17 protein-coding genes are annotated in these 23,090 nt (G+C 70.2%); 12 read left to right on the top strand and 5 right to left on the bottom strand.

The annotated features are described in order from the left end of the window. The first annotated feature begins 186 nt into the window (after positions 1–186). Together VGZ32_RS20305 and VGZ32_RS20300 are read left to right on the top strand one after the other, a co-directional pair. Positions 187–2,253 carry a glycosyl hydrolase family 8 gene (locus tag VGZ32_RS20305; RefSeq protein ID WP_326887693.1) on the top strand — a complete coding sequence of 689 codons (2,067 nt, stop codon included), beginning with the start codon at positions 187–189 and terminating at the stop codon, positions 2,251–2,253. A gap of 168 nt (positions 2,254–2,421) precedes the next feature. Then, positions 2,422–3,042, top strand: a complete 621-nt coding sequence (locus tag VGZ32_RS20300; RefSeq protein ID WP_326887692.1) for a class E sortase — start codon at positions 2,422–2,424, stop codon at positions 3,040–3,042. 125 nt (positions 3,043–3,167) lie between these two features. Here the strand turns inward: VGZ32_RS20300 and VGZ32_RS20295 are convergent, their stop codons facing one another. The 3 genes from VGZ32_RS20295 to VGZ32_RS20285 form a co-directional block, all read right to left on the bottom strand. Continuing rightward, a complete protein-coding gene (locus VGZ32_RS20295) occupies positions 3,168–5,036 on the bottom strand; it encodes a chaplin (RefSeq protein WP_326887691.1) in 1,869 nt (622 codons plus the stop codon). 331 nt (positions 5,037–5,367) lie between these two features. Beyond that, entirely contained in the window at positions 5,368–7,239 is a 1,872-nt protein-coding gene (locus tag VGZ32_RS20290; protein ID WP_326887690.1) for a SpoIIE family protein phosphatase, read from the bottom strand. Positions 7,240–7,554: 315 nt separating this feature from the next. Then, the gene (locus VGZ32_RS20285) at positions 7,555–7,917 is read right to left on the bottom strand and encodes a metalloregulator ArsR/SmtB family transcription factor (RefSeq protein ID WP_326887689.1); all 363 of its coding nucleotides are present in this window, start codon (positions 7,915–7,917) and stop codon (positions 7,555–7,557) included. 98 nt (positions 7,918–8,015) lie between these two features. Here VGZ32_RS20285 and VGZ32_RS20280 point away from each other — a divergent pair, with 98 nt between their 5' ends. The 5 genes from VGZ32_RS20280 (at position 8,016) to VGZ32_RS20260 (ending at position 12,663) form a co-directional block, all read left to right on the top strand. Further along, a complete protein-coding gene (locus tag VGZ32_RS20280) occupies positions 8,016–8,753 on the top strand; it encodes a hypothetical protein (protein ID WP_326887688.1) in 738 nt (245 codons plus the stop codon). 82 nt (positions 8,754–8,835) lie between these two features. Then, complete coding sequence (locus VGZ32_RS20275; RefSeq protein ID WP_326887687.1) at positions 8,836–9,798, top strand: alpha/beta hydrolase; 963 nt, start codon at positions 8,836–8,838, stop codon at positions 9,796–9,798. A 5-nt stretch (positions 9,799–9,803) separates the two neighbouring features. Then, the gene (locus VGZ32_RS20270) at positions 9,804–10,421 is read left to right on the top strand and encodes an RNA polymerase sigma factor (protein WP_326887686.1); all 618 of its coding nucleotides are present in this window, start codon (positions 9,804–9,806) and stop codon (positions 10,419–10,421) included. Continuing rightward, entirely contained in the window at positions 10,418–11,179 is a 762-nt protein-coding gene (locus tag VGZ32_RS20265) for a hypothetical protein (protein ID WP_326887685.1), read from the top strand. Before VGZ32_RS20270 ends, VGZ32_RS20265 begins: the two co-directional genes overlap by 4 nt. Positions 11,180–11,427: 248 nt before the next feature. Further along, positions 11,428–12,663, top strand: coding sequence for a glycosyltransferase (locus tag VGZ32_RS20260; protein ID WP_326887684.1), 1,236 nt, complete (start codon positions 11,428–11,430; stop codon positions 12,661–12,663). A 21-nt stretch (positions 12,664–12,684) separates the two neighbouring features. Here the strand turns inward: VGZ32_RS20260 and VGZ32_RS20255 are convergent, their stop codons facing one another. Both VGZ32_RS20255 and VGZ32_RS20250 read right to left on the bottom strand, forming a co-directional pair. Next, positions 12,685–13,374 (bottom strand): response regulator transcription factor, encoded by a 690-nt coding sequence (locus VGZ32_RS20255; RefSeq protein ID WP_326887683.1) that lies wholly within the window; start codon positions 13,372–13,374, stop codon positions 12,685–12,687. Positions 13,375–13,427: 53 nt separating this feature from the next. Continuing rightward, positions 13,428–14,780 (bottom strand): sensor histidine kinase, encoded by a 1,353-nt coding sequence (locus VGZ32_RS20250; protein ID WP_326887682.1) that lies wholly within the window; start codon positions 14,778–14,780, stop codon positions 13,428–13,430. Positions 14,781–14,984: 204 nt separating this feature from the next. On the opposite strand from VGZ32_RS20250, the gene VGZ32_RS20245 reads away from it, so the two are divergent. From VGZ32_RS20245 to VGZ32_RS20225, 5 genes are all read left to right on the top strand, one after another. Then, on the top strand, positions 14,985–15,677 hold the full coding sequence (locus VGZ32_RS20245; protein ID WP_326887681.1) for an ABC transporter ATP-binding protein: 693 nt from the start codon (positions 14,985–14,987) through the stop codon (positions 15,675–15,677). After that, entirely contained in the window at positions 15,674–18,073 is a 2,400-nt protein-coding gene (locus VGZ32_RS20240) for an ABC transporter permease (RefSeq protein ID WP_326887680.1), read from the top strand. The genes VGZ32_RS20245 and VGZ32_RS20240 overlap by 4 nt, the downstream gene beginning before the upstream one ends. 319 nt (positions 18,074–18,392) lie before the next feature. Further along, the gene (locus VGZ32_RS20235; RefSeq protein ID WP_326887679.1) at positions 18,393–18,983 is read left to right on the top strand and encodes a MarR family winged helix-turn-helix transcriptional regulator; all 591 of its coding nucleotides are present in this window, start codon (positions 18,393–18,395) and stop codon (positions 18,981–18,983) included. A 240-nt stretch (positions 18,984–19,223) separates the two neighbouring features. Then, complete coding sequence (locus VGZ32_RS20230) at positions 19,224–20,957, top strand: ABC transporter ATP-binding protein (RefSeq protein WP_326887678.1); 1,734 nt, start codon at positions 19,224–19,226, stop codon at positions 20,955–20,957. Beyond that, entirely contained in the window at positions 20,954–23,011 is a 2,058-nt protein-coding gene (locus VGZ32_RS20225; protein ID WP_326887677.1) for an ABC transporter ATP-binding protein, read from the top strand. The genes VGZ32_RS20230 and VGZ32_RS20225 overlap by 4 nt, the downstream gene beginning before the upstream one ends. The last annotated feature ends 79 nt before the right edge of the window (positions 23,012–23,090 follow it).

Below are 23,090 nucleotides of genomic sequence, written 5' to 3'. Positions count from 1 at the left end.
GGATTTCTAACTCGGCCCCTTGACAGTCCACCCGTGCGGGAACATGCTGTGCCTCGATTCAAATTAGGAAAGTTGTCTAACTTGATTGCCGGAGGTGGCGCGCCCATGCCTCCGGTGGCGGGGCTCTCCCGGGGCCAGTCCCGCCTTTCCCCATCTGTTGCTCTGTTTCCCACACAAGGAGCATCCGTGGCACTTCGTTCACCACGAGCGTTGCCATTCGGCGTGACGCTCAGCATGCTGGCACTCGGCCTGGTCGCGATCGCAGGTAGCCCGGCCACCGCCGCCACCGCGAGCCACCCGTTCCCCACTCACGTCACTTACCAGGTTGGCGTGATGCCGTCGGCCTCCCAGTCGGCCCGCGACGCCGCCGTGGAGAAGCAGTACAACTCGTGGAAGTCGAATTACCTGGTCCACGGGTGCGCGTCGAACGAGTACTACGTCTCCACCAAGGGTGACGGCGACGCGACGAACAACGGCCCGGTGTCCGAGGGCCAGGGCTATGGAATGAACATCGTGCCGCTGATGGCCGGGTACGACGCCAACGCGCAGACCGAGTTCAACGGGCTGTGGCAGTTGGTCAAGGATCACGAGGACCAGTACGGGCTGATGGAATGGCAGTTGGACGGCAAGAGCTGCAAGTACTACAGCTCGGGGACCCCGGACGCCGCCACCGACGGTGACCTGGACATCGGCTACGGCCTGGTCTTGGCCGACGAACAGTGGGGCGGGTACACCGCGGACGCCTTGTCGTGGCTGGGCAGTATCTACGCGCACGACGTCGCCCCGGATGGGCACCTGAAGTGTGAGGACGACGGCCCTAACACCGACACCCGGCCGAGTGACCACATGCTCGACCACCTGCGGGCGTTCGCGGCCTACGACACCGCGCACGACTGGAACAAGGTGATTCAGCGCACTGAAGCGGTCGACTCATCGCTGGTCTCGAACTACTCGCCGACCTACGGCCTGTTGTCCGACTTCGTGGTGAACGCGAACACCAGCAGCCCGCAGCCGGCTCCGGCCAACTACATGGAGAACCAGCCGGACAACATCGTCGGCTACAACTCCATCCGCGTTCCGTGGCACATGGGCACCGACGCCCTGCTCAACGGCTCCACGACCGCGGCGTTCGCGTACAGCGAAGCCCAGAAGTGGGAGACCTGCTCGAAGAAGGTCTCCGGCGGCAATCCGCAGAACGTGTATCCGCACCTGAAGCTGAACTGCACGGGCTATAGCACAAGCGACCAAGCCGAGGAGGCCGCGGACTCGATCGGCCCGTCAGCGATGGCGGCGGGCGACCAGGCGTGGACCAACACGATCTGGAACTACCTCGCGACAAATCCGTTCGGTGACGGCTACTACGGCGAGACTATCAAGATGCTCGTGTACATCGTGATGGCCGGCGACTACTGGAGCCCGGCTTCGGCTCCGGCTGCCAATGACTTCTCGGTGTCGGTGTCTCCGGCCTCGGGTTCGGTGGTGGCCGGGTCCCCGGTATCGGCGTCGGTGTCCACGGCGGTGACCTCCGGGTCCGCGCAGAGCGTCACCCTGTCCGCGACCGGGTTGCCCACCGGCGCCACCGCGGCCTTCACCCCGGCCAGCCTGACCGCCGGGGGCAGCGCGTCGCTGAGTATCACCACCAGCACCGCCACCCCGGCCGGCACCTACCCGGTCACCCTCACCGCCACCGGCCCGAACGCGACCCACACCGCCACCTACACCCTGACCGTCACCAACAGCACCGGCGGCGGGTGCACCGCGGCGCAACTGCTGGGCAACCCCGGGTTCGAAAACGGCGCCAACCCCGCCCCCTGGACCCAAAGCTCCACCCTGGGCTCCAACCCCGTCAACAACGACACCGCGGACGAGCCGGCCCACTCCGGATCCTGGGACGCGTGGCTCAACGGCGACGGCTCCCCCGACACCGACACTCTCACCCAAACCCTCACCCTGCCCGCCGGCTGCACCACCGCGACCCTGGGCTACTGGCTGCACATCGACACCACCGAATCCACCACCAGCACCCCCGACGACACCCTGACCGTGCAACTCCTCAACCCCGCCGGCGCCGTGCTGACCACCCTCGCCACCTACAGCAACCTCAACGCCGCCACCGGCTACCACCAACACACCGCAGACCTATCCACCTACCTCGGACAAACCATCACCCTGAAATTCACCGGCACCGAAACCGACACCCACGGCGGCACCACCAGCTTCGTCATCGACGACACCACACTCAACATCTCCTGACAGCTGAAGCCGCCTGATCAACTCACCGGGCCGGGTTCGCACCCTGTCGTCAGGGTGCGAACCCGGCCCGACCTTTTGGCGCCATATCACTCGTTGGGGTGTTGAACGGGTCCGATGAGCAAGATCGTGACAATATCTGGCAGTATGTCAGGTTCCGTGATGCGCTCTATGGCCCGTGTCGCCGGTGATCTGCTGATCACAGCCGGCGTCGTCATCCTGCTCTACATCGTCTATCTGCTGTGGTGGACCGACGTGGTCGCGCACCAGGCCGCACAGGGCGACATGTGCACGCTGGGGCGCGAGTGGGCCAGGTCGATCCCGGTCCAGCCGCGCGACGCCCAGCCCTTCGCGACCCTCGAGATCCCGCAGATCCGGAACCCGGAGACCTGGCCCGTTCTCGACGGCGTCGCGCAAACCGAGCTCAAGCAGGGTGTCGGCTGGTATCCGGGCACCCAACTGCCCGGCCAGCCGGGCAACTTCGCGGTCGCCGCGCACCGCCGCACGTGGGGCGACATCTTCCGCTACCTCAACGAGGTCCGCGCCGGGGACACGGTGGTCGTGCGCGAGGGCAACACCGTATACACCTACCGGATCGTCCAGAACCCCGTGTACGTGCCGCCCACTGCCGTCGAAGTGCTCGACCCGATCCCGGCGCACTCGGGCCTGAGCCAGCCGGGTACCTACATCACCCTGACCACCTGCGACCCGGTCTACAACGCCTATCGCAGGATGGCCGTCTTCGGGGAACTCGTCTCCGAACGCACAACCGGTTCGGTTGAGGTCTGCTGATTACTGATCACCCGTCATACATGCGGAAGGGCGGACCCGGACTCCCGGATCCGCCCTTCCTTACTACTTACTTCTGCCTTACTCGCGCTTCGCGTGCCTTAACGGCTCTGCGCGAGTGAGGTGGCCTACCGGCCGCCGGCCCGCCGGCGCCGCGACGCCGTCCGGACGCCCAGACCGGCGAGTAGCGCGGCCCCGGCTGCTCCGATGACCAGCACCTCATCGGTACCGGTGTGCGCCAGCAGGCCACCCGGTCCGGTGCCGTGGCCCGGCGGCGGGACCGGCGGACCGGGCGGCACCGACGACGCCGGGCTGCTCGGCGGGGCCGGCACGCTCGGCGACGGCGAACCCGAGGGAGAGCCCGACGGCGAACCTGACGGGCTACCTGATGGCGAACCCGAGGGAGAGCCCGACGGGCTACCTGAGGGGCTACCCGAGGGCGACGCGCTCGGTGAACCGCTGGCCGAACTCGAGGGGGATGACGACGGGCTCGACGAGGCCGAAGCGCTCGGCGACGGCGAGGAGGACGGCTTCGTCATCGAACACTCGGCGCCGCCGGTGTTGTTTCCGACGCCGCCGACTGCCGCGGCGTTACCGCACACGTTCACCGGCACGATGATCGGCACCGTTGGCTGGTTGCCCGAGCCGACCCCGCCGGAGTTGATCACCACGCTGTTGCTGCTGGTGGTCGGCGAGGTGATCGTGCACACGGCGCCGCCGGTGTTGTTCTCGACGCCGCCGACGGCCCCGGTGTTGCCGCACGCGTTGACCGGCACGATGATCGGGGTCTGACCACTGTTCCCGGACGCGATGCCGCCGGAGTTGACCGTGGCGCTCGTCGCGCTGGTACTCCCTCCGGTGGTGCACGTCCCGCCGGTGTTGGTGTTCTCGAACGCAACCCCGTTGACCGAGTTTCCACAGGCGTTGACCGGCACGCTGATCGGCGCCTGGGCGGTGTTGCCGGAGCCGAGGCCGCCGGAGTTCACGACCGCCGAGGTGGCGGACGATCCACCGGGCCCGCTGCCCTCGGTCGTCGTGCACTGCGTCCCGCCGACCGTGTTGTAGACGGCGACGCCGTTCGCCTGGTTGTCGCAGGCGTTGACCGGCACATTGATCGGCGTCTGCACGATGTTGCCGGACAGCACGCCCCGGGAGTCGCTGACCGACCCCATCGCGGTCGCGCCTGACCCGTTCGGACCGTTGGACCCGCCGTTGTCGCAGGTGCTGCTGCCGTCCTTGTTCTCGAAGCCGCCCAGGATGGCCTGGTTGCCACAAGCGTTGATCGGGACGTTCACCGGCGCCTGGATGATGTTGCCGGACAGGATGCCGCCGGAGTGGCTGGTCGACGCCGTCGCGTTCGCACCGCCGGACGATCCGGAGCCCGAGCCGTTCGCGTCCGGAGCACCGGTGGTTGAGCAGGCGCCGCCGACGACCTTGTTGGCGATCCCGACGACGATGCCCTGGTTGCCGCACACGTTCAGCGGAATGTCGACCGGCACCTGGACGGTGTTTCCGGAGCCGAGGCCGCCCGAGTAGTTCGTCGAACTCGTCGCTGTGGCGCCGTTCGAGTAGGAGCAGTTCGAGCCGGCCACCTTGTTCTGCACGGCGACCGCGTCCACCTGGTTGCCACAGAGGTTTAGGCCCAGGTTGATCGGGATCTGGATGGTGTTGCCGGACAGCACGCCCTTGGAGTGGTCGACTACTGCCGTCGCGTTCGCACCGCCGCCTGAACCCGCGGTACGCGGCTGCTGCGACGCCTGCGCCTGAGGCGCTTGGGCGACCGCTTTAGGCTGCGCCTGCGGGTCTTCGCGGACGCTGATAGGTGTCGAGACGCTGGATGGAGATGCCTGGATAGCACCGCCGCTCTCTTGGGCTTGCGCCTGCCCAGGGAGTGTGGCGGTGCCGGCCGTTTCGGCCGGGGCATATCCCGTTCCGGTCAGCAACAGCCCACCCGTGGCGACCGTGAAGGCCAGGCTGCGCTTGGCCATGTCGTACATGGAGGACCTCTTCTGATCAGTAGAGGGGAGCGGGTTAGGAGGCCCGCCTTCCAGGCGAAACGCCGTGCGACCAGGCGCAGTCACGTGCGGTTGGGCTCCATGGGTGAATATTGATACGAACATTTAGTTCGCGCGGTTGCGACCGATAACTTCGCATCATCACGCAATGACGATCGCGGCCGTCTCGGATGCGATGTCTCCGGACTCTTCGACGTTGATCGGGGCCTGATGACCTCCGATGATCGCCGAGCGCTGAGCGAATCTCCGACCTGCTGCGCAGAGCCGGCACGGTGAGGGAGGGCGCGCCCGCCCGGCTGCGCCTGATGAGGCGTTAGACGCGCGCGCTGATCCGATCGGGTGACGGGACCTGCGGCGGCAGCAGCCGGGCCGCCAGGATCGCCACGTCGTCTTCGCCCGCGACCGGATCGAAGCGGCCGAGGAGCGTGTCGATCAGCTGTGGCAACGGCTTGGCCGGGTCCAGCTCGACATCGGTCAGCCGGGCGAGACCGTCCTCGATGTCTTCGCCGCGCCGCTCGACCAGGCCGTCGGTGTAGCAGATCAGCACCGAGCCGGATTCGAACTCGATCGCCGTATCGCGGTAGCCGTGCCAGCCGCACACCCCGAGCGGCGGACCGACCGGCAGGTCCAACAGTGCGCGCGTGCCGTCCGGGCGCAGCAGGAGCGGCGGCATGTGTCCCGCGGTGGCGAACGAGCAGATGCCGGCCGCCGGGTCCATGACCACGACGACGCACGTGGCGACCCGTTCGAAGCCGAGCACGTCGACGATCCGCTGCGCCTCGGCCAGGATTGCCTCTGGCCGGTCGCTCTGCAGGGCGAGGGTGCGCAGCAGCGACCGGTACTCGCTCATCGCGGCAGCCGCGTCGAAGCCGTGGCCCATCACGTCGCCGACCACGAGCAGCGTCTTTCCGCCGGGCAGCGCCACGGTGTCGTACCAGTCCCCGCCGATCTCGACGTCCGCGCCGGTGGGCAGATAGCGGACGGCGCACTCCACGTCGGCGTGCGGGGGCCGCGGCTCGGTCAGCAGCGCCTGCTGGAGCGCCAGCGCGGTCTGGTGTTCTCGGGTGTACCGCGTGGCGTTGTTGATGCTGGTCGCGGCGCGCCGGGCGAGATCGGTGACCAGGTCGACGTCGTCCTGGTTGAACGCGCGCGAGGACCCGGCCCGGATCAGGATGACCGCACCGACCAGGTCGCGTCGCGCGGTGAGCGGCACGAAGATCGCGGAGTGCATCGTGAGCTTGCGGTAACGCTCGACTCGATCCTGGAGCGGCGCATCGGCGGCGAGCTCCTGGTCCGAGGGCAGGTTGGAAATGACGGGTCGCTGCTCGGTGATGCAGCGCGCCACGGCGGAAGACGCTTGAGGCGTCATGACCGTGCCTACGGCGCCGAAGTACTTGGCAGCCTTGCTCAGCGGGGGCGTAGTGACCAACGCGACCCGGCGCAGCCGCAGCGATCCGTGGGCGGGCAGCGTCCCGGGCGCGCTGTCGACGTCGAGCACCTCGACCGCGGCGATGTCGGCGAGCCGGGGGACCAGCAGCCGGGCGAGCTCGCGGCAGGTCTGCTCGACGTCGAGGGTCGTGCCGATGCGGGTCGCGGCCTCGTCGAGCAGGGCGAGCCGGGTGCGCGCGCGATCGAGCAGTTGTCGGACCCGGTACGTTTCGGTGACCTCCAGCGCGACGCCCACGACGCCGAGCACCCTGCCCGCCGAGTCCTCGAGGCGGTGGTAGGCGTTGACCCACCACCTGGACTCGAGCGACGGATCGGCCGGAGTTCGCCCGGAGACCGTGATGAATGTCGGACTACCGGTGGCCAGCACGGACCGAAGCGCCGCCTCCATGGGCTCGTGGTCCAGCTCGGGCAGCAGCTCGCGGACGGACTTGCCGGAGTGCGCGGCGGCCGGGACGCCGTTGAGCTTGGCGAGCGCGTCGTTGACGTAGAGGAAGCGCAGGTCGGGATCGACCACCCCGATGCCCGCGCCGGTACCATCCAAGATCTCGCGGGTCAGGGTGTAGTCGGTGAGCAGCGCGAGGAGCTGATCGGTGTGGGCAGTGCGGTCGCTGCCGCCGGTGCGGCCGTCGGCGGCGACGACGTCGGCCGGCTCCAGCTCGCCGCTCAGCGCCGCCACCAGCTCGCGCGCCTCGTCCGCGGTCAGCACGGCGCGCACCGGGATCTGCTCGCCTTCCAACCGCCGACCCTCCTGCCCACGTCCCGCTCAGCACGCCCAGGGGATGAAACGACCATCACATATCCGGACAATGGGCTCAACTGGGAGCGAGCGTTTGTGGGTGCGCCGTGTCGTGCGTGGGTGCGGCGATAGGTGTGTCGCGCGGCAGCCAGCCGGCTGTTCGGCGCTACCGCCGTTGGCGGCGGCTGGCGCTGCGGGGCGCGCGGATCGACGTGGGCGGAGTGTTGTGGTGCGGGGCGGGCGGGCCGATGTAGGCGGACTGCTGTGGTGCGCGGGGCGCAGTTCGTCTGGAGCGGTCAGTGTGTCGATCGACGGTTACGCGTCGTGCGGGATGCCCTCTACGTCGTGCTCCGCCTGGCCCAGCGCCTCGTCGAGCAGGCGCCTGATGTGCGTGCCGCGCAGCCGGTATAGCCTCGCCCGCCCGTCGGCGCGCTGGTCCACGAGGCCCGCCAGCCGCAGCTTGGCCAGATGCTGGCTCGCCGCCGTCGGGGTGCACTTTGCCGCGGCGGCCAGCGCGGTCACTCCCAACTCGCCATTGCGCAGGGCCCACAGCAGGCGCAGCCGGGTCGGCTCGGCCATCATCGCGAGGTGGTTGACCGCCGTCTCGACGTGCGCGTCGGACGGCGCGTCCGATACGTGGTGATGGGTCGGGGCTGACTCTTTCGTGCCGGGGGTCACGGAGACATCTTGTCACCTGCGCAGGCTTCGCAGGAGCGATGCCGCGGCGTTATCAATTCATATTCGCATCAGTGAAGATGAGATGCTATGGTCGAGGGGTGACCACGGTTCCCGTTCTCCTGCTCGCGTCGGCCGGCGTCGGCTTCGGGCACGCGATCCTGCCCGACCACTGGGTGCCGCTCGCCGTGCTGGCCAGGACCCGGCGCACCCCTCTGGGGCGCGTCCTGCGCCAGTCCTCGCTCGCCGCGGTGACACACGTCCTGCTCTCGGTGCTGCTCGGCGGACTGCTCATCCTGATCGGTCTGCGCTTCCGGGCCACGGTGCAGCGGCACGAGGACCTCGTCGTCGGGGGGATTCTGCTCGCCACCGGTTTGGCCCTGCTTGTGCTCGAACTCCTGGGACGCGGGCACCGGCACGGCGATGGACATGCGCACGGCCACGGTCACGGGCATGCCCACGATCACGATCACGCGGACGACCACCGCGACCACGACCACAGCCATGGCCACGACCACCAACACACTGGCACGTCTCGAGCGCCTCGGGACCGGCTCGCGTTCATCGTCCCGTTCGGCGCCGCCGCCTCGCCCGACCTCACGATCCTGCCGGTCTTCCTGGCCGCCAGCGCGCTCGGCGGCGGACCGGCCGCCGGATCCCTCGCCGTCTTCGCCGCCGTGACGGTCGTCACGATCGTCGGGTTGACCGTGCTCACCGCCGCCGGCGCGCGGCTGCTCACCGGCCCCCGCCTCGAACGGGGAATCGACCGCCGGGCGAACCTGCTCACCGCGGCCACTCTCGTGGTCATCGGCGGGCTCGTCGCGTCTGGCGTCATCTGACAGTCAAGTCATAGAACAAGAAGAGAAAACAAAGACGGCCGATGAGTCCGCCCCGCCGCCGCATGTGGCATCATCCGGCGTTGTGAGATTGCTTCGCCGGTGGGCACGGCAGTGGGCGATCACGGCGGCGCTCGCCCTCGCGGCGCTGACCGGATTCTCGTTCGCCTACAACCTCGCCACCCAGGGAACCGTGGCGCCGCCACCGGGACTCCGGTATGTGCAGACCGGCGATATCAGGACTCGATACATCGAGTGGGGGAGTTCTGGACGTCCGATCGTCCTGGTGCACGGCTTCATCGAGTCTGCCGACACCTGGGCCCCGACCGCACGCGTGCTCGCCGCCGACCACCGCGTCTACGCGATCGACGTCGACGGCTTCGGCTACACCCAGCGCGTCGCCCCGTACTCCACCGCGCACGACACCGCACAACTGCTCGACTTCATCGGCGCCCTGCACCTGGTGCGGCCGATCCTCGTTGGCCACTCCAGCGGCGCCGCGGTGGTCGCCGACGCTGCGCTGCTCGACCCCACAGCCGTCGGCGGCGTGATGTTCCTCGACGGCGACGGCCTCCCGCTGTCCGGCGGCGGCCACCCGCCCACGATCCCGGCGCCCTTCGGCACCACCATCCTGCGCCTGGTCCTGCGGTCGGACACCGCGATCCGCCTCATATACACGTTCACCTGCGGACCGACCTGCCCGAACCTGGACGCCGCGGGCGTCGAGCAGTGGCGCCGCCCGTTCCAGACGCCCGGCGCGGAGGCCTCGGTCTGGCAGGTCTTCGGCGCCGGCATCCCGTCCCTCTCCACCGACCGGCTCGCCGCGCTGGACATGCTTCGCGGCGTCCCGAAGTCCGTCGTCTTCGGCGCCGACGACCCCGAGTACGACCCGGGCGCCGCCGCCCAGACCGCCGCCCGCATCGGCGCGCCCGCTCCCACGCTCATACCGTCGGCCCGCCACCTGACGCCGATCAGCAGCCCGGCCGCCGTCGCGGGCGCCGTGGACCAGCTCGCCGCCCGCGCCGCCTCCGCCATCACGGGCGGCTGATCGCAGTGCTCGACGCCACGGACCGCACCGGCTCCCTCGACCCCGCGCTCGACGCGGCTCGGGCTGGGTCCGAGTCCGGCATCGCGGAACTCTGGCGTGCGCTCAACCCGCCGATCCTGCGCTATCTGCGGGTCGTGGTCGGGGAATCCGCGGAGGACGTGGCCTCCGAGACCTGGCTGCACGCGGCCCGCGAGATACGCCAGTTCCGCGGCGACGCGACCGGCTTCCGGGTCTGGCTCTTCCGGGTCGCCCGGCATCGCGCCCTGGACGAACTGCGCCGCGTGGGGCGCCGCCGCGAGGACCCGGCCGGTCTCGACGCCGCCGACGAGCGGGTGGCCCGAGACGATCCGGCCGCCGAGGCGCTCGAGCGCTTCACCACCCAGCGCGCCCTCGGCATGATCGCCGGCCTGCCGCCGGATCAGGCCGAGGCCGTGATGCTGCGCGTGGTGGCCGGAATGGACGTCGCGCAGACGGCCTCCGTGCTGGGCAAGCGGCCCGGCGCGGTCCGCATCGCGACCATGCGCGGCCTGCGGCGACTCGCCGCACATCTAGAGGCCGGTAACGCTGGCGCCGCGGGGAACGCCTCATCATCGGCGGGGACTGCGAAGGAGGTGGCGGAGTGAAGGAGATCAAGAACCCGGATCTGGCGGCGCTGCTCGCCGCGGCCGCCGCTCCCGAGCCCAACCCGGACGAGCGGGGTCTGGAGGCGGTGCTCGTCGCGTATCGAGCGGCGCCCTTCGCCGGGCCCGACCACGCGCCCTCGGCCAGTCCGTCGCCCCGTCGCCGGCCAATGCCCGGCGGACTGCTCCTGAAGTTCGCGGCGGCGGTCATGCTGTTCGTGGCCGGCGGCGTGACGGCCGCGAGTGTCGGCGCGCTGCCTGATCCGATCCAGCGCATCGCCCACGACTATCTCGGCGGGGTCGGCGTTCCGGCGCCGCCCAGGGCGAGCGTGTCGCCGAGCGCGGGGGCGAGTGCGTCCCCGAGCCGGAGCCGGACGCCGTCGGCCACGTTCTCCGCGGCTCCGGACGCAAGCAGTTCGGCGGCTGCCTCACTCACCGCGTCCTCATCGCCGTCTGCCTCACCTTCACCGTCCCCGAGCGCTGCGTCGAACGAGCTGGTGACGCTCTGCCGCATCGTCGTGCAGACCGGCAAGGGCTGGCAATCCCAAGTCGACAAAGCGCAGCGCATGATCCTCGTGAAAGCGGCCGGAGCGCCACCGAAGGTACTGCCGTACTGCAACGGCCTGCTGAACGGCAGCCCGGCTAACGGCACGAACTCGACCCCCGCGACGCCCAGCGCCACGCCCAGTCCCACCACGTCGAAGAAGCAAGGCGGCGGCAAAAACGGCCAGTCTTCCGGCTCGGACAGCAGCCAGGACTGACGGGTGTAACGCGTTCTACGCGCTCGACGCCTCTTCCCGCGAGACGGCATCGCGCGGGGACTTCGCCCGAGCACCCGCGCGATGCGTCTCCTTGAGGGCCTGCGGCGCCACGACCCCCATCCCCTGGGCGCCGCAGGCCCGTTCATCTCATCGGTATCGGTGGACGGACGGCGAGGATCAGTGGCCGATCAGGAGATTCAGCGCACGCATGCGACCCCGTCCGTCCCGGCGCGGGGATCCGAACGCTGATGCAGGGATCCGGTGCCGTATTCCTCGGCGGCCTTCTGGGATGGGCCGTCCTCGCCGCGAGCGTCCTCAGCGTACTGCGGCTCGCCCTGGTGGCGGTCACCGTCCGCACCCGCGCCGGCCGGGGCCGTCCCGAGTGGGGCCCGCCCGCGTACGAGCCGGTGTCGGTGATCGTCCCGGTCCGGAACAAGGTGGCCGGCATCGAGGCGGCGCTCCAGTCCCTTCTGCGCACGAGCTATCCGATGGAGATCATCGTCATCGACGACGGCTCGACCGACGGCACCGTGGCCCTCGTGGAGCGATACACGCTGCTCGGCGTGCGGTTGGTCCGGCAGCCCGGCGCGGGCACCGCGGCGGCGCTGAACACCGGGATCGCACTGGCCCGCGGCAACCTGATCGTCACCACCGACGGCGACACCGTGTTCGGGCCCGACACGATCGGTCTTCTGGCTCAGCCGTTCGCGCAGCCCGACGTCGGCGCAGTCTGCGGCACGCTGAAGGCAGGCGACGGCGGCGAGGTGCTCAGCCGTTGGCCGCACTCCGAGGACAAGGCCTGGTCCGGCCTCGACCGCCGACTGTTCGACCTGTCCGGATGCATCCCGACGGTGCCGGTGGCACTCGGCGCGTTCCGTCGTGAGGCGCTGGCGGACGTCGGTGGCGTCAGCACGGACGCCCTAGCCGAGGACACCGACCTGACGATGGCGCTGCTGCGCGCGGGCTGGCGGATCGTCCACGAGCAGGATGCGGTCGCCTGGTCCGAGCCCCCGTCCAGCCTCGGGCAGCTGTTGCGGCAGCGCTCCCGCTCGTCTCACGGCTTGGTGCAGGCCATCTGGAAGCACCGGCGCGCCGTCTGGATGTCGGGCGGCGCCGGGCAGCTCGGCCGCCGCGGGCTGCCTTACCTGCTGCTGTTCCAGGTCCTGCTCCCGCTGCTCGCGCCCTTGGTGGACATCTACGCGCTCTACGGTCTGCTGTTCGGCGGCCTGGCCAAGGCGGCTCTGGCGTGGCTCGGCTTCCTCGGCGTGCAGCTCGCCGCGTTCTGCTACGCCTGCGACCTCGAGGGCGAGCCGCGCCGCATTCCCTGGAGCCTGCCGCTCCAGCAGGTCGTCTCCCGCCAGATGACGTACCTGGTACTGATCCGATCAGCTGCCACTGCCGCGCACAGCACTTGGCTGGGCTGGCAGTGGATGGGGCGCCACGACGTGGCGCACGCGTTCGGAGGGGAGCGGACGGGCGGTTAAGGCCGCCCGTCCGCACGCGTGTCAGTCCGTGGTCTCTTCCTCGCCGGGACGTACCAGCCCGGTCTCGTAGGCGGCGACCACGGCCTGGACCCGGTCTCGCACCTGAAGCTTGGCCAGAATGCGGGCCACGTGCGTTTTGACGGTCGCCTCGCTCAGCTGGAACCGGCTTGCCAGCTCGGCGTTGCTCAGGCCCCGTGCGAGCAGGCGCAGGACGTCGAGCTCGCGCGGGGTGAGCGCGGACAGGTCGCGGTGCACCGAGCGGGCGTCCCCTTCGCGCCGGGCATACCGCTCGACCAGCCGCCGGGTTATCACGGGAGCGAGCAACGCGTCGCCGGACCGCACCAACCGCACCGCGCCGACCAGGTGTTCCGGGGTGACGTCCTTGAGCAGGAAGCCGCTCGCTCCGGCCGACAACGCCGCGTAGACGTACCGGTCCAGGTCGAACGTCGTCAGGATGATGATGCGCGGCGCCACCCCGGGATCATGGCCGCCCAGGATGCGCCGGGTCGCCTCCAGACCGTCCAACTCCGGCATCCGGATGTCCATGAGCACCACGTCCGGCCGGGTCCGCCGCACCGCGTCGACCGCCTCGGCCCCGGTCGCCGCTTCTGCCGTGACCTCGATCCCGTCCGCGCTGAGGATCATCCGGAATCCGGTTCGCACCAGTGCCTGGTCGTCGGCGATGACGACTCTGGGCGGCTCGGCCGCCACGTGTGCCTCCCCGGGCTGTGTTTTCTCAGGCTGTGTCTTTCCAGGCTGGGCGCTCACCGGGCCTCCGGCTGTGTAGCGCTGCCGACGAAGTCCTGCGGCCCGCCCGCCATCCCGGCCAGCGGGATCACGGCGCGCACCCGGAAGCCCCCGGTCGGCCGCCGCCCGGCGTCCAGGCTCCCGCCGTACACCGCGAGCCGCTCGCGCAGCCCGATCAGGCCGCGTCCGTTCCCGGTCGCGGCGGACGGTCCCGCCGTGCCGCCGGAGTCGGCGATCTCCAGCCGTAGCGCCTGCGGCTCGTAGCCGACGATGATCTCCGCCGACGCCCCGACCGCGTGCTTGACCGTATTCGTGAGCGCCTCCTGCACGGTGCGGTACGCGGCGAGGCCGATGCCGGGCGGCAACGGACGCGGATTGCCGGTCACCGTCAGCGTGACGGGCACACCAGTGTCGCGCACCCGGCCGACGAGGGCGCCGAGTTGGTCCAAGCCGGGCTGCGGTGCGAGGTCGGCCTGATCGAGATCGTTCGCCGCGGCGTCGGTGCGGTCCGGTCCGCGGCCGTCGGTGCGCGCGGTCAGCAGGCCCATCACCTGGCGCAGCTCGGCCATGGCCGCCCGGCCGCTCGCCTCCACGGCCAGCAGCGCCTCGGTCGCCTGCTCCGGCGACGACCCCATGACCTTGCGCGCCGCCCCCGCCTGGACGACCATCACGCTCACGTTGTGCGTGACCACGTCGTGCAGCTCGCGGGCGATGCGCGAGCGTTCGGACTCCACCGCCCGCCGGGTGGCTTCCTCCGCCTCAAGCTCCATGACCTGCATACGCCGCACGCTCTCGTCCGCCCGGCGTTTCCAGCGGCGGATCGCGTTGCCCCCGATCATGATCGGGATCAGCACCACGAAGGCCCCGGCCCAGTTGGGGATGTTGGGCAGCGCCGAGTTCAACACCCCGGACACCAGCGCGGCGCCGACCAGCATGCTGCCGAGCGCGGCCGTGCGGAACGGGCTGTACACCACCGCGCTGTAGGCCGCGATGATCGCGTAGACGAACCCGAGCCTGCCCAGATTGCCGGCGATGCTGAGGTCGGCCGCGACCACGAGCCAGAAGACGGTGAGCGGGTAGCGGCGCCGCCACACCAACGGAACCGAGGCGACCAGGGCGAGGATCAGATACGGGATCACGTCGGTCGGCCCGGGCCGCACGATCACCGGGAGGTAGCCCGGACTGACCGCGATCGACCGGAAATTGCGCGCGTAATTCCACGCGGAGCCGACCGCCAGGAGCGTCATGGCGGTGCCGAGGGCGACGTCGAACCGCCACGCGGCCGCGCTCAGCTGCGGCGCCGGGCCGTCGGCGCGCAGCAGCCGGTCCGCGGTGCGTCGCGTCAGCTCTGCCGGGTTCACCGCCCTCACCGCGCCATTGTCGCAACGCGGGCCGGTCCGCACATCCGTCCCGGTGACCGATCCGAGTACATCGCGCGCGTACATCCCGAGGATGACGCCGCGCCCCCTAGTCCCGGCACGGTACGCGATTTGGGCCGGACGGCCGACGCCACGCCCCGCGTCCCGCCGTACGTTCACCTCCGACCGCGGACGAATCCGCCGACGGAGGGGAACATGTCAGCACCCGTTATCGAATTGCAGCAGGTCACCAAGCGCTATGACGACGGCCCGCCGGCTGTGGACGGCATCACGCTGACGGTGCGGCCCGGCGAGGCGGTGGCCGTGCTCGGGCCGTCCGGCAGCGGGAAGTCCACGCTGCTCAACCTCATCGCCGGGCTCGACCGGCCGACCGACGGGTCGGTGACCGTGGACGGCGTGCGGGTCGACCGGCTGGGGGAGACCGGCGCCGCGCGGTACCGCCGGGCCCGGATCGGCATGGTGTTCCAGTTCTTCAACCTGCTCGACGACCTGACCGTCGCCGACAACGTCATGCTGCCCGCGCAGCTGTCCGGGATGCCGCGCAACGCCGCCCGCGCGCGAGCCGCCGAGCTGCTCGAGACCCTCGGCGTGGACCGGCACGCGCGCGCCTACCCGGGCCGGCTGTCCGGCGGCGAACGGCAGCGGGTCGCGGTGGCCAGGGCCCTGATCAACCGGCCCGCGTTGCTGCTGGCCGACGAGCCGACCGGGGCGCTGGACACCGCCTCCGGCGAGGATGTCAGGCAACTGCTGTCAGAGCTCAACGAGGACGGCCAGACGATCGTGCTGGTCACCCATGACCTGACGCTGGCCGCGAGCTGCGCGACCCGCACGGTGAGTCTGGTCGACGGCCGGATCGCGCAGGATCAGCCCGCGGCGGCCACCCGATGAGCGTCGGGCGCGGTGGCGCGCTGAGCCGCGTCGTGCGCTCCGGGGTCGGCCGGCGCCGGGTGCCCACGCTCGTCATCGGCCTGGCCGCGCTCATTGCGGTGGCCGCGTCGGTGCTGGCCGGAACACTGATCGTGGTCTCGCAGGCGCCGTTCGACCACGCCTTCGCCCAGCAGCGCGGCGCGCACCTGTCCGCCGGCTTCGACGCCACCAAGGTCACGCAGGCGCAGCTCGCGGCGACGGCGCAGGCCCCTGGAGTCACCGCGGCGGCCGGCCCGTTCGCCGCCGCGACCGTCGACGGGGCGACGCTGGGCGGCCAGCCGGCCGACCAGTTCGCCGGACCGATGCCCTCGATGACCATCGTCGGCCGGCCCACGGCGGGCGGCCCGGTCGACGACCTCACGCTCCTGGACGGCAGATGGCCTGAGGCTCCGAACGAGATCGTCCTGTCCACCGACTCCGCTCCCGGCGGGCTCGAGGGGGCGACCGTGACCTTCACCAGCGCCCCGGGCAGCCCGGTCTTCACGATCGTCGGAACAGCCCAGTCGGTGACCCGTACCGCGGACGCCTGGGTGCTGCCCTCGCAGATCTCGAAGATCGCGACGCCGGGCGCGACCCCCTCGTTCCAGATGCTCTACCGCTTCACCGACGTCGCGACCGACGCGCAGATCGCCGCCGACCGCGCGGAGATCGCCGGGCGCCTTCCGGCAGGCGCCCTCGTCGGTACGGCCTCCTACCTCAACGCGAAGCTCGACGCCGACGGCAGCACGAAGCCGATCGTGCCGTTCGTCGTCGCGTTCGGGGTGCTCGGCCTGATCATGTCCGTGATCGTGGTCGGCAACGTGGTCAGCGGCTCCGTCGGGGCGGGGGTGCGGCGCATCGGGATCCTCAAGGCTCTGGGTTTCACCCCGGCCCAGGTCGTGCGTGCTTACGTCGCCCAGGCCGTCATCCCGGCGGCCGTTGGCATCGTCCTCGGGGTGTTGCTCGGCAACATAGCTGCGAGACCACTGCTCAGCGACACCGAGCGGGTCTATGGAACGGCCGCGCTCTCCGTCGCGGCCTGGGTCAACGTCGCGGTGCCCGTCGCGGCGCTCGCTGTGGTTGCCCTCGCCGCCCTGGTGCCTGCCCTGCGCGCGGGCCGACTGTCCGCAGTCGAGGCGATCGCCGTCGGACGCACACCGAAGGCGGACCGGGGACGGCTGGCGCGCCGCGTCCTGAACCGCCTCCCGCTGCCCCGCGCGGTCAGCCTCGGCCTGGCGAACCCCTTCGCCCGCCCGCTGCGCTCATTCTCGGTCGCCGCGGCGATCCTGTTCGGCGCGCTCGCGGTGACCTTCGGTGTCGGACTCGCCGCGTCGCTCACCGACGTGCAGAAAGGGATTCAGGCCGATCGCGCGGGAGACGTGGAGGTCGACTTGTTCCAACCCGGCGACGCCGGCGGCCCCGGCCAGTCCGTCGCCATCCCCAAGGGCGGACTGGTCCCGCCGGTCGCCGCGGACCCGGCCGCGATCTCGGCCGCGATCGCCAAGCAGCCGGGCACCGCGGGCTACGTCGGCTCGACCCAGGACCAGCTGACCGTCGCCGGGCTGTCCGGGTCGGTCGTCGTCGAGTTCTATCAGGGCAAGACGACGCCGGGCAGCTACCAGATGATCTCAGGCAGCTGGTACACCGGTCCGGGCCAGGCGCTGGCGCCCACGCGCTTCCTCCAGGCCACCGGCACGCACCTCGGCGACCAGATCACCGTGGTGGACCACGGAAAGAACTATCCCGTGCGGATCGTCGGCGAGGTCTTCTCCACCCGGAACGACGGGATGAGCCTCATCACGGACGTCGCGACCGTGCCCGGAACCCAAGTGGACACGTATTCGATCAATGTCACCTCGGGCACCAGCCCTGAGGCGTACGCCCATGCGCTGAGTGCGACGATCAACCCGCTCGGCGCCGGGGCGCGACCCAACCAGCACGACGACAACCAGACGATCGCCCTCATGGAGGCGATGATCACGATCCTGACCCTGATGCTGGTGACCGTCGCGGGGCTCGGCGTGCTCAACTCGACGGTCCTGGACACCCGCGACCGCGTACACGACCTCGGGGTCTACAAGGCGATCGGGATGACTCCGCGGCAGACCATCGCCATGGTCCTCGCATCCGTCGCGGCGATCGGACTGGCGGCGGGAATCGTGGGCGTGCCCGTCGGGGTCAAACTGCACGACTACATCCTGCCGGTCATGGCGCACGGCGCCGGGACGAACATCCCGCCCCAGGACGTCTCCGTCTACAGCGCCGCGGAGTTCGTCCTCCTGGCTCTCGGCGGCATCGTGATCGCCATGCTCGGTGCCGCTCTTCCGGCGGGGTGGGCCGCGAAGGTGCGCACCGCTTCAGCCCTCCGCACCGAGTGATCTAGGCGAAGCGCTCCAGGCACATCGACGGGTTCCGCGAGGCAGCAGGGGGCCTCGCGGAACCCGCGCGTTTCGCTGTTTACCCCGCCCGCGCATGTCGCCGCTAAGATGGCCGGTCGTCTTGACTGCCCGCCCACCTTGCCCACCTCACCACTCGAGCGTGCCGTGCCAAGATGGCCGGTCGTCTCACTTTGATTGGCCGACCTCGCCCCACCGTTATCGCGTCATCTCGGCCGCGTAGGGACCGCGCTGAGCAGTGCGTTCACCGTTTGCGGAAAATGCTTAGCATCCTAACTGTTTGGATGCTAAGCTTCTCGGCATGGAGGAGAAGGACGACCTGCGCCGCCTGCTGGAGGCCATGCCGCTCATGCGGCTGGTCCCGCTGGCCGGCCACGCCGTGGGCCTGCGGTTCGGCCGCACGCTCGGCGGCCGGGACGGCCTGACCTCCGGCAGCGGGGCGGTGCTCGTGGCCCTCGGCTTCGGCGGCGGCCGCGGCCTGGAGCTGGGGATCGCGGGCCGGGCCACCCACGCCGACCTGGCGCGCCGCTGCATGATCACCCCGGCCACGCTCACCGGCGTGGTGAACACCCTGGTCAAAGCCGGCTATGTGCGGCGGGAGCGGGACGAGACCGACCGCCGGGTGGTCTGGCTCGTCCTGACCGAGGCCGGCTGGGAGCGGGTCCATCAGATCGGCGGCGACCTGCGCGAATTCGCGGCGCCCGTCCTGGACGCGCTGCCGCGGGACGAGGAACTCGTCGTGCGCCGCTTCCTCACTCGAGTGATCTTGCACTATTCGCACCCCGAGGGATGGGAGTGTCCGCCACGGGAGGCCGCGCCGGCTGACGGGGCGGAGGCGGACACGACAGAACCCAGAGACCCCCCGACGATCGAGCCGAAACACGCCGCCTGACAAGCGGCCCTCGTCAAACTTCACACGGACAGAACCTACGCTCACCACCGCACAGCCGAAAACCGGTCGTCAAGCGCGTCGCCAGCGGCTAAGTTCGGCGATCGCCGACCGGGGCCAGACGTCAGCTGCGCGTCAGCGACGTGTCAGCACCCCCGGCCACGATGGGACCGATCCGCGTCCTCGGGCGCACCGCGGCCGGAACATCCACGATCCGAGAGCACGATCCCGAAAGAGCTCAGCGTGCTGATCAAGACACTGCGCAGCTTCCTGCGCCCGTACAGACGACCGCTGGCGCTGATCATCGCGCTCCAGCTGGTCTCGACCCTCGCCGTCCTCTACCTGCCCACTCTCAACGCCGACATCATCGACAACGGCGTGGTCAAGGGCGACACCGGCTACATCGTGCAGATCGGCGCGATCATGCTCGCCGTCTCGCTCGCCCAGATCGTCTGCGCGATCGGCGCGACCTACTTCAGCGCGCGCACCTCGATGGCGGTCGGCCGCGACCTGCGCGCCGCGGTGTTCCACCGGGTCCAGGACTTCTCCAGCCGGGAGGTCGGCAAGTTCGGCGCCCCGTCGCTGATCACCCGCACGACGAACGACGTGCAGCAGGTCCAGATGCTCGCCCTGCTCACCTTCACCCTGATGGTGTCCGCGCCGATCATGTGCTTCGGCGGCATCATCCTGGCGCTGAACCAGGACGTGAAGCTGTCCGGGCTGCTGCTGGTCATCGTGCCGGTCCTCGGTATCGCGGTCACCCTGATCATCTCCCGGATGCGGCCGCTGTTCCGCTCGATGCAGGAGCGCATCGACGGGCTCAACCGCATCCTGCGCGAGCAGATCACCGGCGTGCGCGTGGTGCGGGCGTTCGTCAAGGACGGCTGGGAGCAGGACCGCTTCGAGACCTCGAGCGGCGAACTGCGCGACGTCGCCATGTCGGCCGGCCGCCTGATGTCCATGATGTTCCCGACGGTCATGCTCGTGATGAACCTGTCCAGCGTCGCCGTGCTCTGGTTCGGCGGCCACCGGATCGCCAGCGGCGGCATGCAGATCGGCTCGCTGACCGCCTTCCTCAGCTACCTGATGCAGATCCTGATGTCCGTGATGATGGCCACCTTCATGTTCATGATGGTGCCGCGCGCGGAGGTCTCCGCCGAACGCATCCAGGAGGTGCTGGGCACCGAAAGCAGTGTCGTCCTGCCGCAGGTCCCGATCCCGATCATCGAGGGCCGCGGCCGCCTCGAGCTGCGCGACGTCGAGTTCCGCTACCCCGGCGCCGAGGAACCGGTGCTGCGCGGCATCGACCTCGACGCCCACCCCGGCGAGACCACCGCGGTGATCGGCGGCACCGGGAGCGGCAAGAGCACCCTGCTCAACCTCATCCCGCGGCTGTCCGACGCGACCGGCGGCACCGTCCGCGTCGACGGCGAGGACGTGCGCGAACTCGACCCGGCCGCGCTCTCGGAGGCGGTCGGCTACATTCCGCAGAGGCCTTATCTATTCAGCGGAACCATCGCCTCCAACCTGCGCTACGGCAACCCCGACGCGACCGACGAAGACCTCTGGCACGCGCTCGAAGTCGCCCAGGCCAGGGACTTCGTCGAGGCGATGCCGGAAGGGCTGGACGCACCGATCGCGCAGGGCGGCACCAACGTGTCCGGCGGCCAGCGCCAGCGCCTGGCCATCGCCCGCGCCCTGGTGCGCCGCCCGGACATCTACCTGTTCGACGACTCGTTCTCAGCACTCGACTACGCCACGGACGCCGCGCTGCGGGCCGCGCTGGCCCGGGAGACCGCGGACGCCACGGTGGTCATCGTGGCGCAGCGGGTCAGCACCATCCGGGGCGCGGACCGCATCCTCGTGCTCGACGAGGGCCGGGTGGTCGGCCGCGGCACCCACCGCGAACTGATGGAAGACAACACCACATACCGGGAGATCGTGCTCTCCCAGCTCACCGAGCAGGAGGCGGCGTGACTACCGCGCCAGGACCACGGGACGGCGCGAACCAGGCCGGCGCCGGCGGGCCCCAGAACGGGAACGGCAACGGCGTCGCTGGCGAGCGCGTCGTACCGAAGCGGGGGATCGGACCGGCGCCCGGCGCCGGGCGCGGACCGGGGCCGATGGCCTTCATGGGCGGCCGGTCCACCGAGAAGTCGCTCGACTTCAAGGGCTCGAGCAGGCGGCTGCTGAGCACGATGGCGCCGGAGCGCCCCCTCGTCGTGCTCGCGCTGATCGTCGCCGCCTGCTCGGTCTCGCTCAGCGTGCTCGGCCCGAAGATCCTCGGCCACGCCACGGACCTGATCTTCGCCGGCATCATCGGGCGGCAGATCCCGGCCGACGTGACCAAGGCCGAGTACCTCGCCCGGCTGCGGGCGCAGGGCCACGGCAACATCGCCGACCTGGTCAGCTCGCTGAACGTGGTGCCCGGCACCGGGATCGACTTCGGCCAGATCGGCGTCGTGCTCGGCTGGCTGGCCGTGCTCTACCTGGGCGCGTCGCTGCTCATGTGGGTCCAGGGCCTGCTGACCACGGTCGTCGTGCAGCGCTCGGTCTACCGGCTGCGCGAGCAGGCCGAGCAGAAGCTGTCCCGGCTGCCGCTGAGCTACTTCGACCGGCAGCCGCGCGGCGAGGTGCTCAGCCGGGTGACCAACGACATCGACAACATCCAGCAGAGCATGCAGCAGACGCTCAGCCAGCTGACCATCTCGCTGCTGTCCATCGTCGGCGTGCTCACCCTGATGTTCATCATCTCGCCCTGGCTGGCGCTGATCGCGCTGGTCACCGTGCCGATCTCGGTGTTCGTCGCGGCCCGGCTCGGCAAGCGCGCCCAGCCGCAGTTCATCAAGCAGTGGAAGACCACCGGCCAGCTCAACGGCCACATCGAGGAGATGTACACCGGCCACAGCCTGGTCAAGGTCTTCGGGCGGCGGCAGGAGGCGGAGGAGCGGTTCCGCGAGCACAACGAGGAGCTGTTCCAGTCGAGCTTCCGCGCGCAGTTCGTCTCCGGGCTCATCCAGCCGGCCATGATGTTCATCGGCAACATCAACTACGTCGCGATCGCGGTCGTGGGCGCGCTGTTCGTGGCCACCGGGCGGCTTTCCATCGGCGACGTGCAGGCGTTCATCCAGTACTCCCGCCAGTTCACCCAGCCGCTGACTCAGGTGGCCAGCATGGCGAACCTGATGCAGTCGGGGGTCGCCTCGGCCGAGCGGGTGTTCGCCCTCCTCGACGCGGACGAGCAGAGCCCTGAGCCGCAGACCTCGCCCACGCCGGCGCAGGTGCGCGGCAAGGTGGAGTTCCAGCACGTCGCGTTCCGCTACGAGCCGGACACGCCGCTGATCGAGGACCTCTCGCTCAGCGTCGAGCCGGGACAGACGGTCGCCATCGTCGGGCCGACCGGCGCGGGCAAGACCACTCTGGTCAACCTGCTGATGCGGTTCTATGAGGTGACCGGCGGCCGGATCACCCTCGACGGGGTGGACATCGCCACCATGTCCCGGCAGGAGCTGCGCTCGCGCACCGGCATGGTGCTGCAGGACGCCTGGCTGTTCGGCGGCACCATCGCGCAGAACATCGCGTACGGCGCGGACGGCGCCTCGCGCGAGCGGATCATCGCGGCGGCGAAGGCTACCCACGTGGACCGCTTCGTGTGCACCCTGCCCGACGGCTACGAGACCGTGCTCGACGACGAGGCGTCGAACGTCAGCGCCGGGCAGAAGCAGCTGATCACCATCGCGCGGGCGTTCCTCGCCGAGCCGGCCATCCTGATCCTGGACGAGGCCACCAGCTCGGTCGACACCCGCACTGAGGTGCTGATCCAGCGGGCGATGAACAAGCTGCGCGCCGGCCGCACCAGCTTCGTCATCGCGCACCGGCTCTCCACCATCCGGGACGCCGACCTGATCCTGGTGATGGAGTCCGGGCAGATCGTCGAGCAGGGCACGCACGACGAACTGCTGCTCAAGGAAGGCGCGTACGCGCGGCTCTACGCGGCGCAGTTCGCCCAGGCGGTCGTAGAGGTCGACTGACGCCGTTCTAGACCGGGGGAACAAGGGCCGGGCGGGTGCGCGGGGGCACCCGCCCGGCTGTGTTGTATTGCTCCTCGCC

Origin of the sequence: Actinocrinis sp. (genome assembly GCF_035938995.1) — a bacterium.
Taxonomy (GTDB): domain Bacteria; phylum Actinomycetota; class Actinomycetes; order Streptomycetales; family Catenulisporaceae; genus DASZGI01.
This window is presented reverse-complemented; position numbering and strand designations above follow the sequence as displayed.

Coding starts and splice junctions, on each gene's coding strand:
- VGZ32_RS20300 (WP_326887692.1), top strand. CDS start 2,422: ATGGCCCGTGTCGCCGGTGATCTGCTGATCACAGCCGGCGTCGTCATC.
- VGZ32_RS20295 (WP_326887691.1), bottom strand. CDS start 5,036: ATGTACGACATGGCCAAGCGCAGCCTGGCCTTCACGGTCGCCACGGGT.
- VGZ32_RS20260 (WP_326887684.1), top strand. CDS start 11,428: ATGCAGGGATCCGGTGCCGTATTCCTCGGCGGCCTTCTGGGATGGGCC.
- VGZ32_RS20245 (WP_326887681.1), top strand. CDS start 14,985: ATGTCAGCACCCGTTATCGAATTGCAGCAGGTCACCAAGCGCTATGAC.
- VGZ32_RS20240 (WP_326887680.1), top strand. CDS start 15,674: ATGAGCGTCGGGCGCGGTGGCGCGCTGAGCCGCGTCGTGCGCTCCGGG.
- VGZ32_RS20235 (WP_326887679.1), top strand. CDS start 18,393: ATGGAGGAGAAGGACGACCTGCGCCGCCTGCTGGAGGCCATGCCGCTC.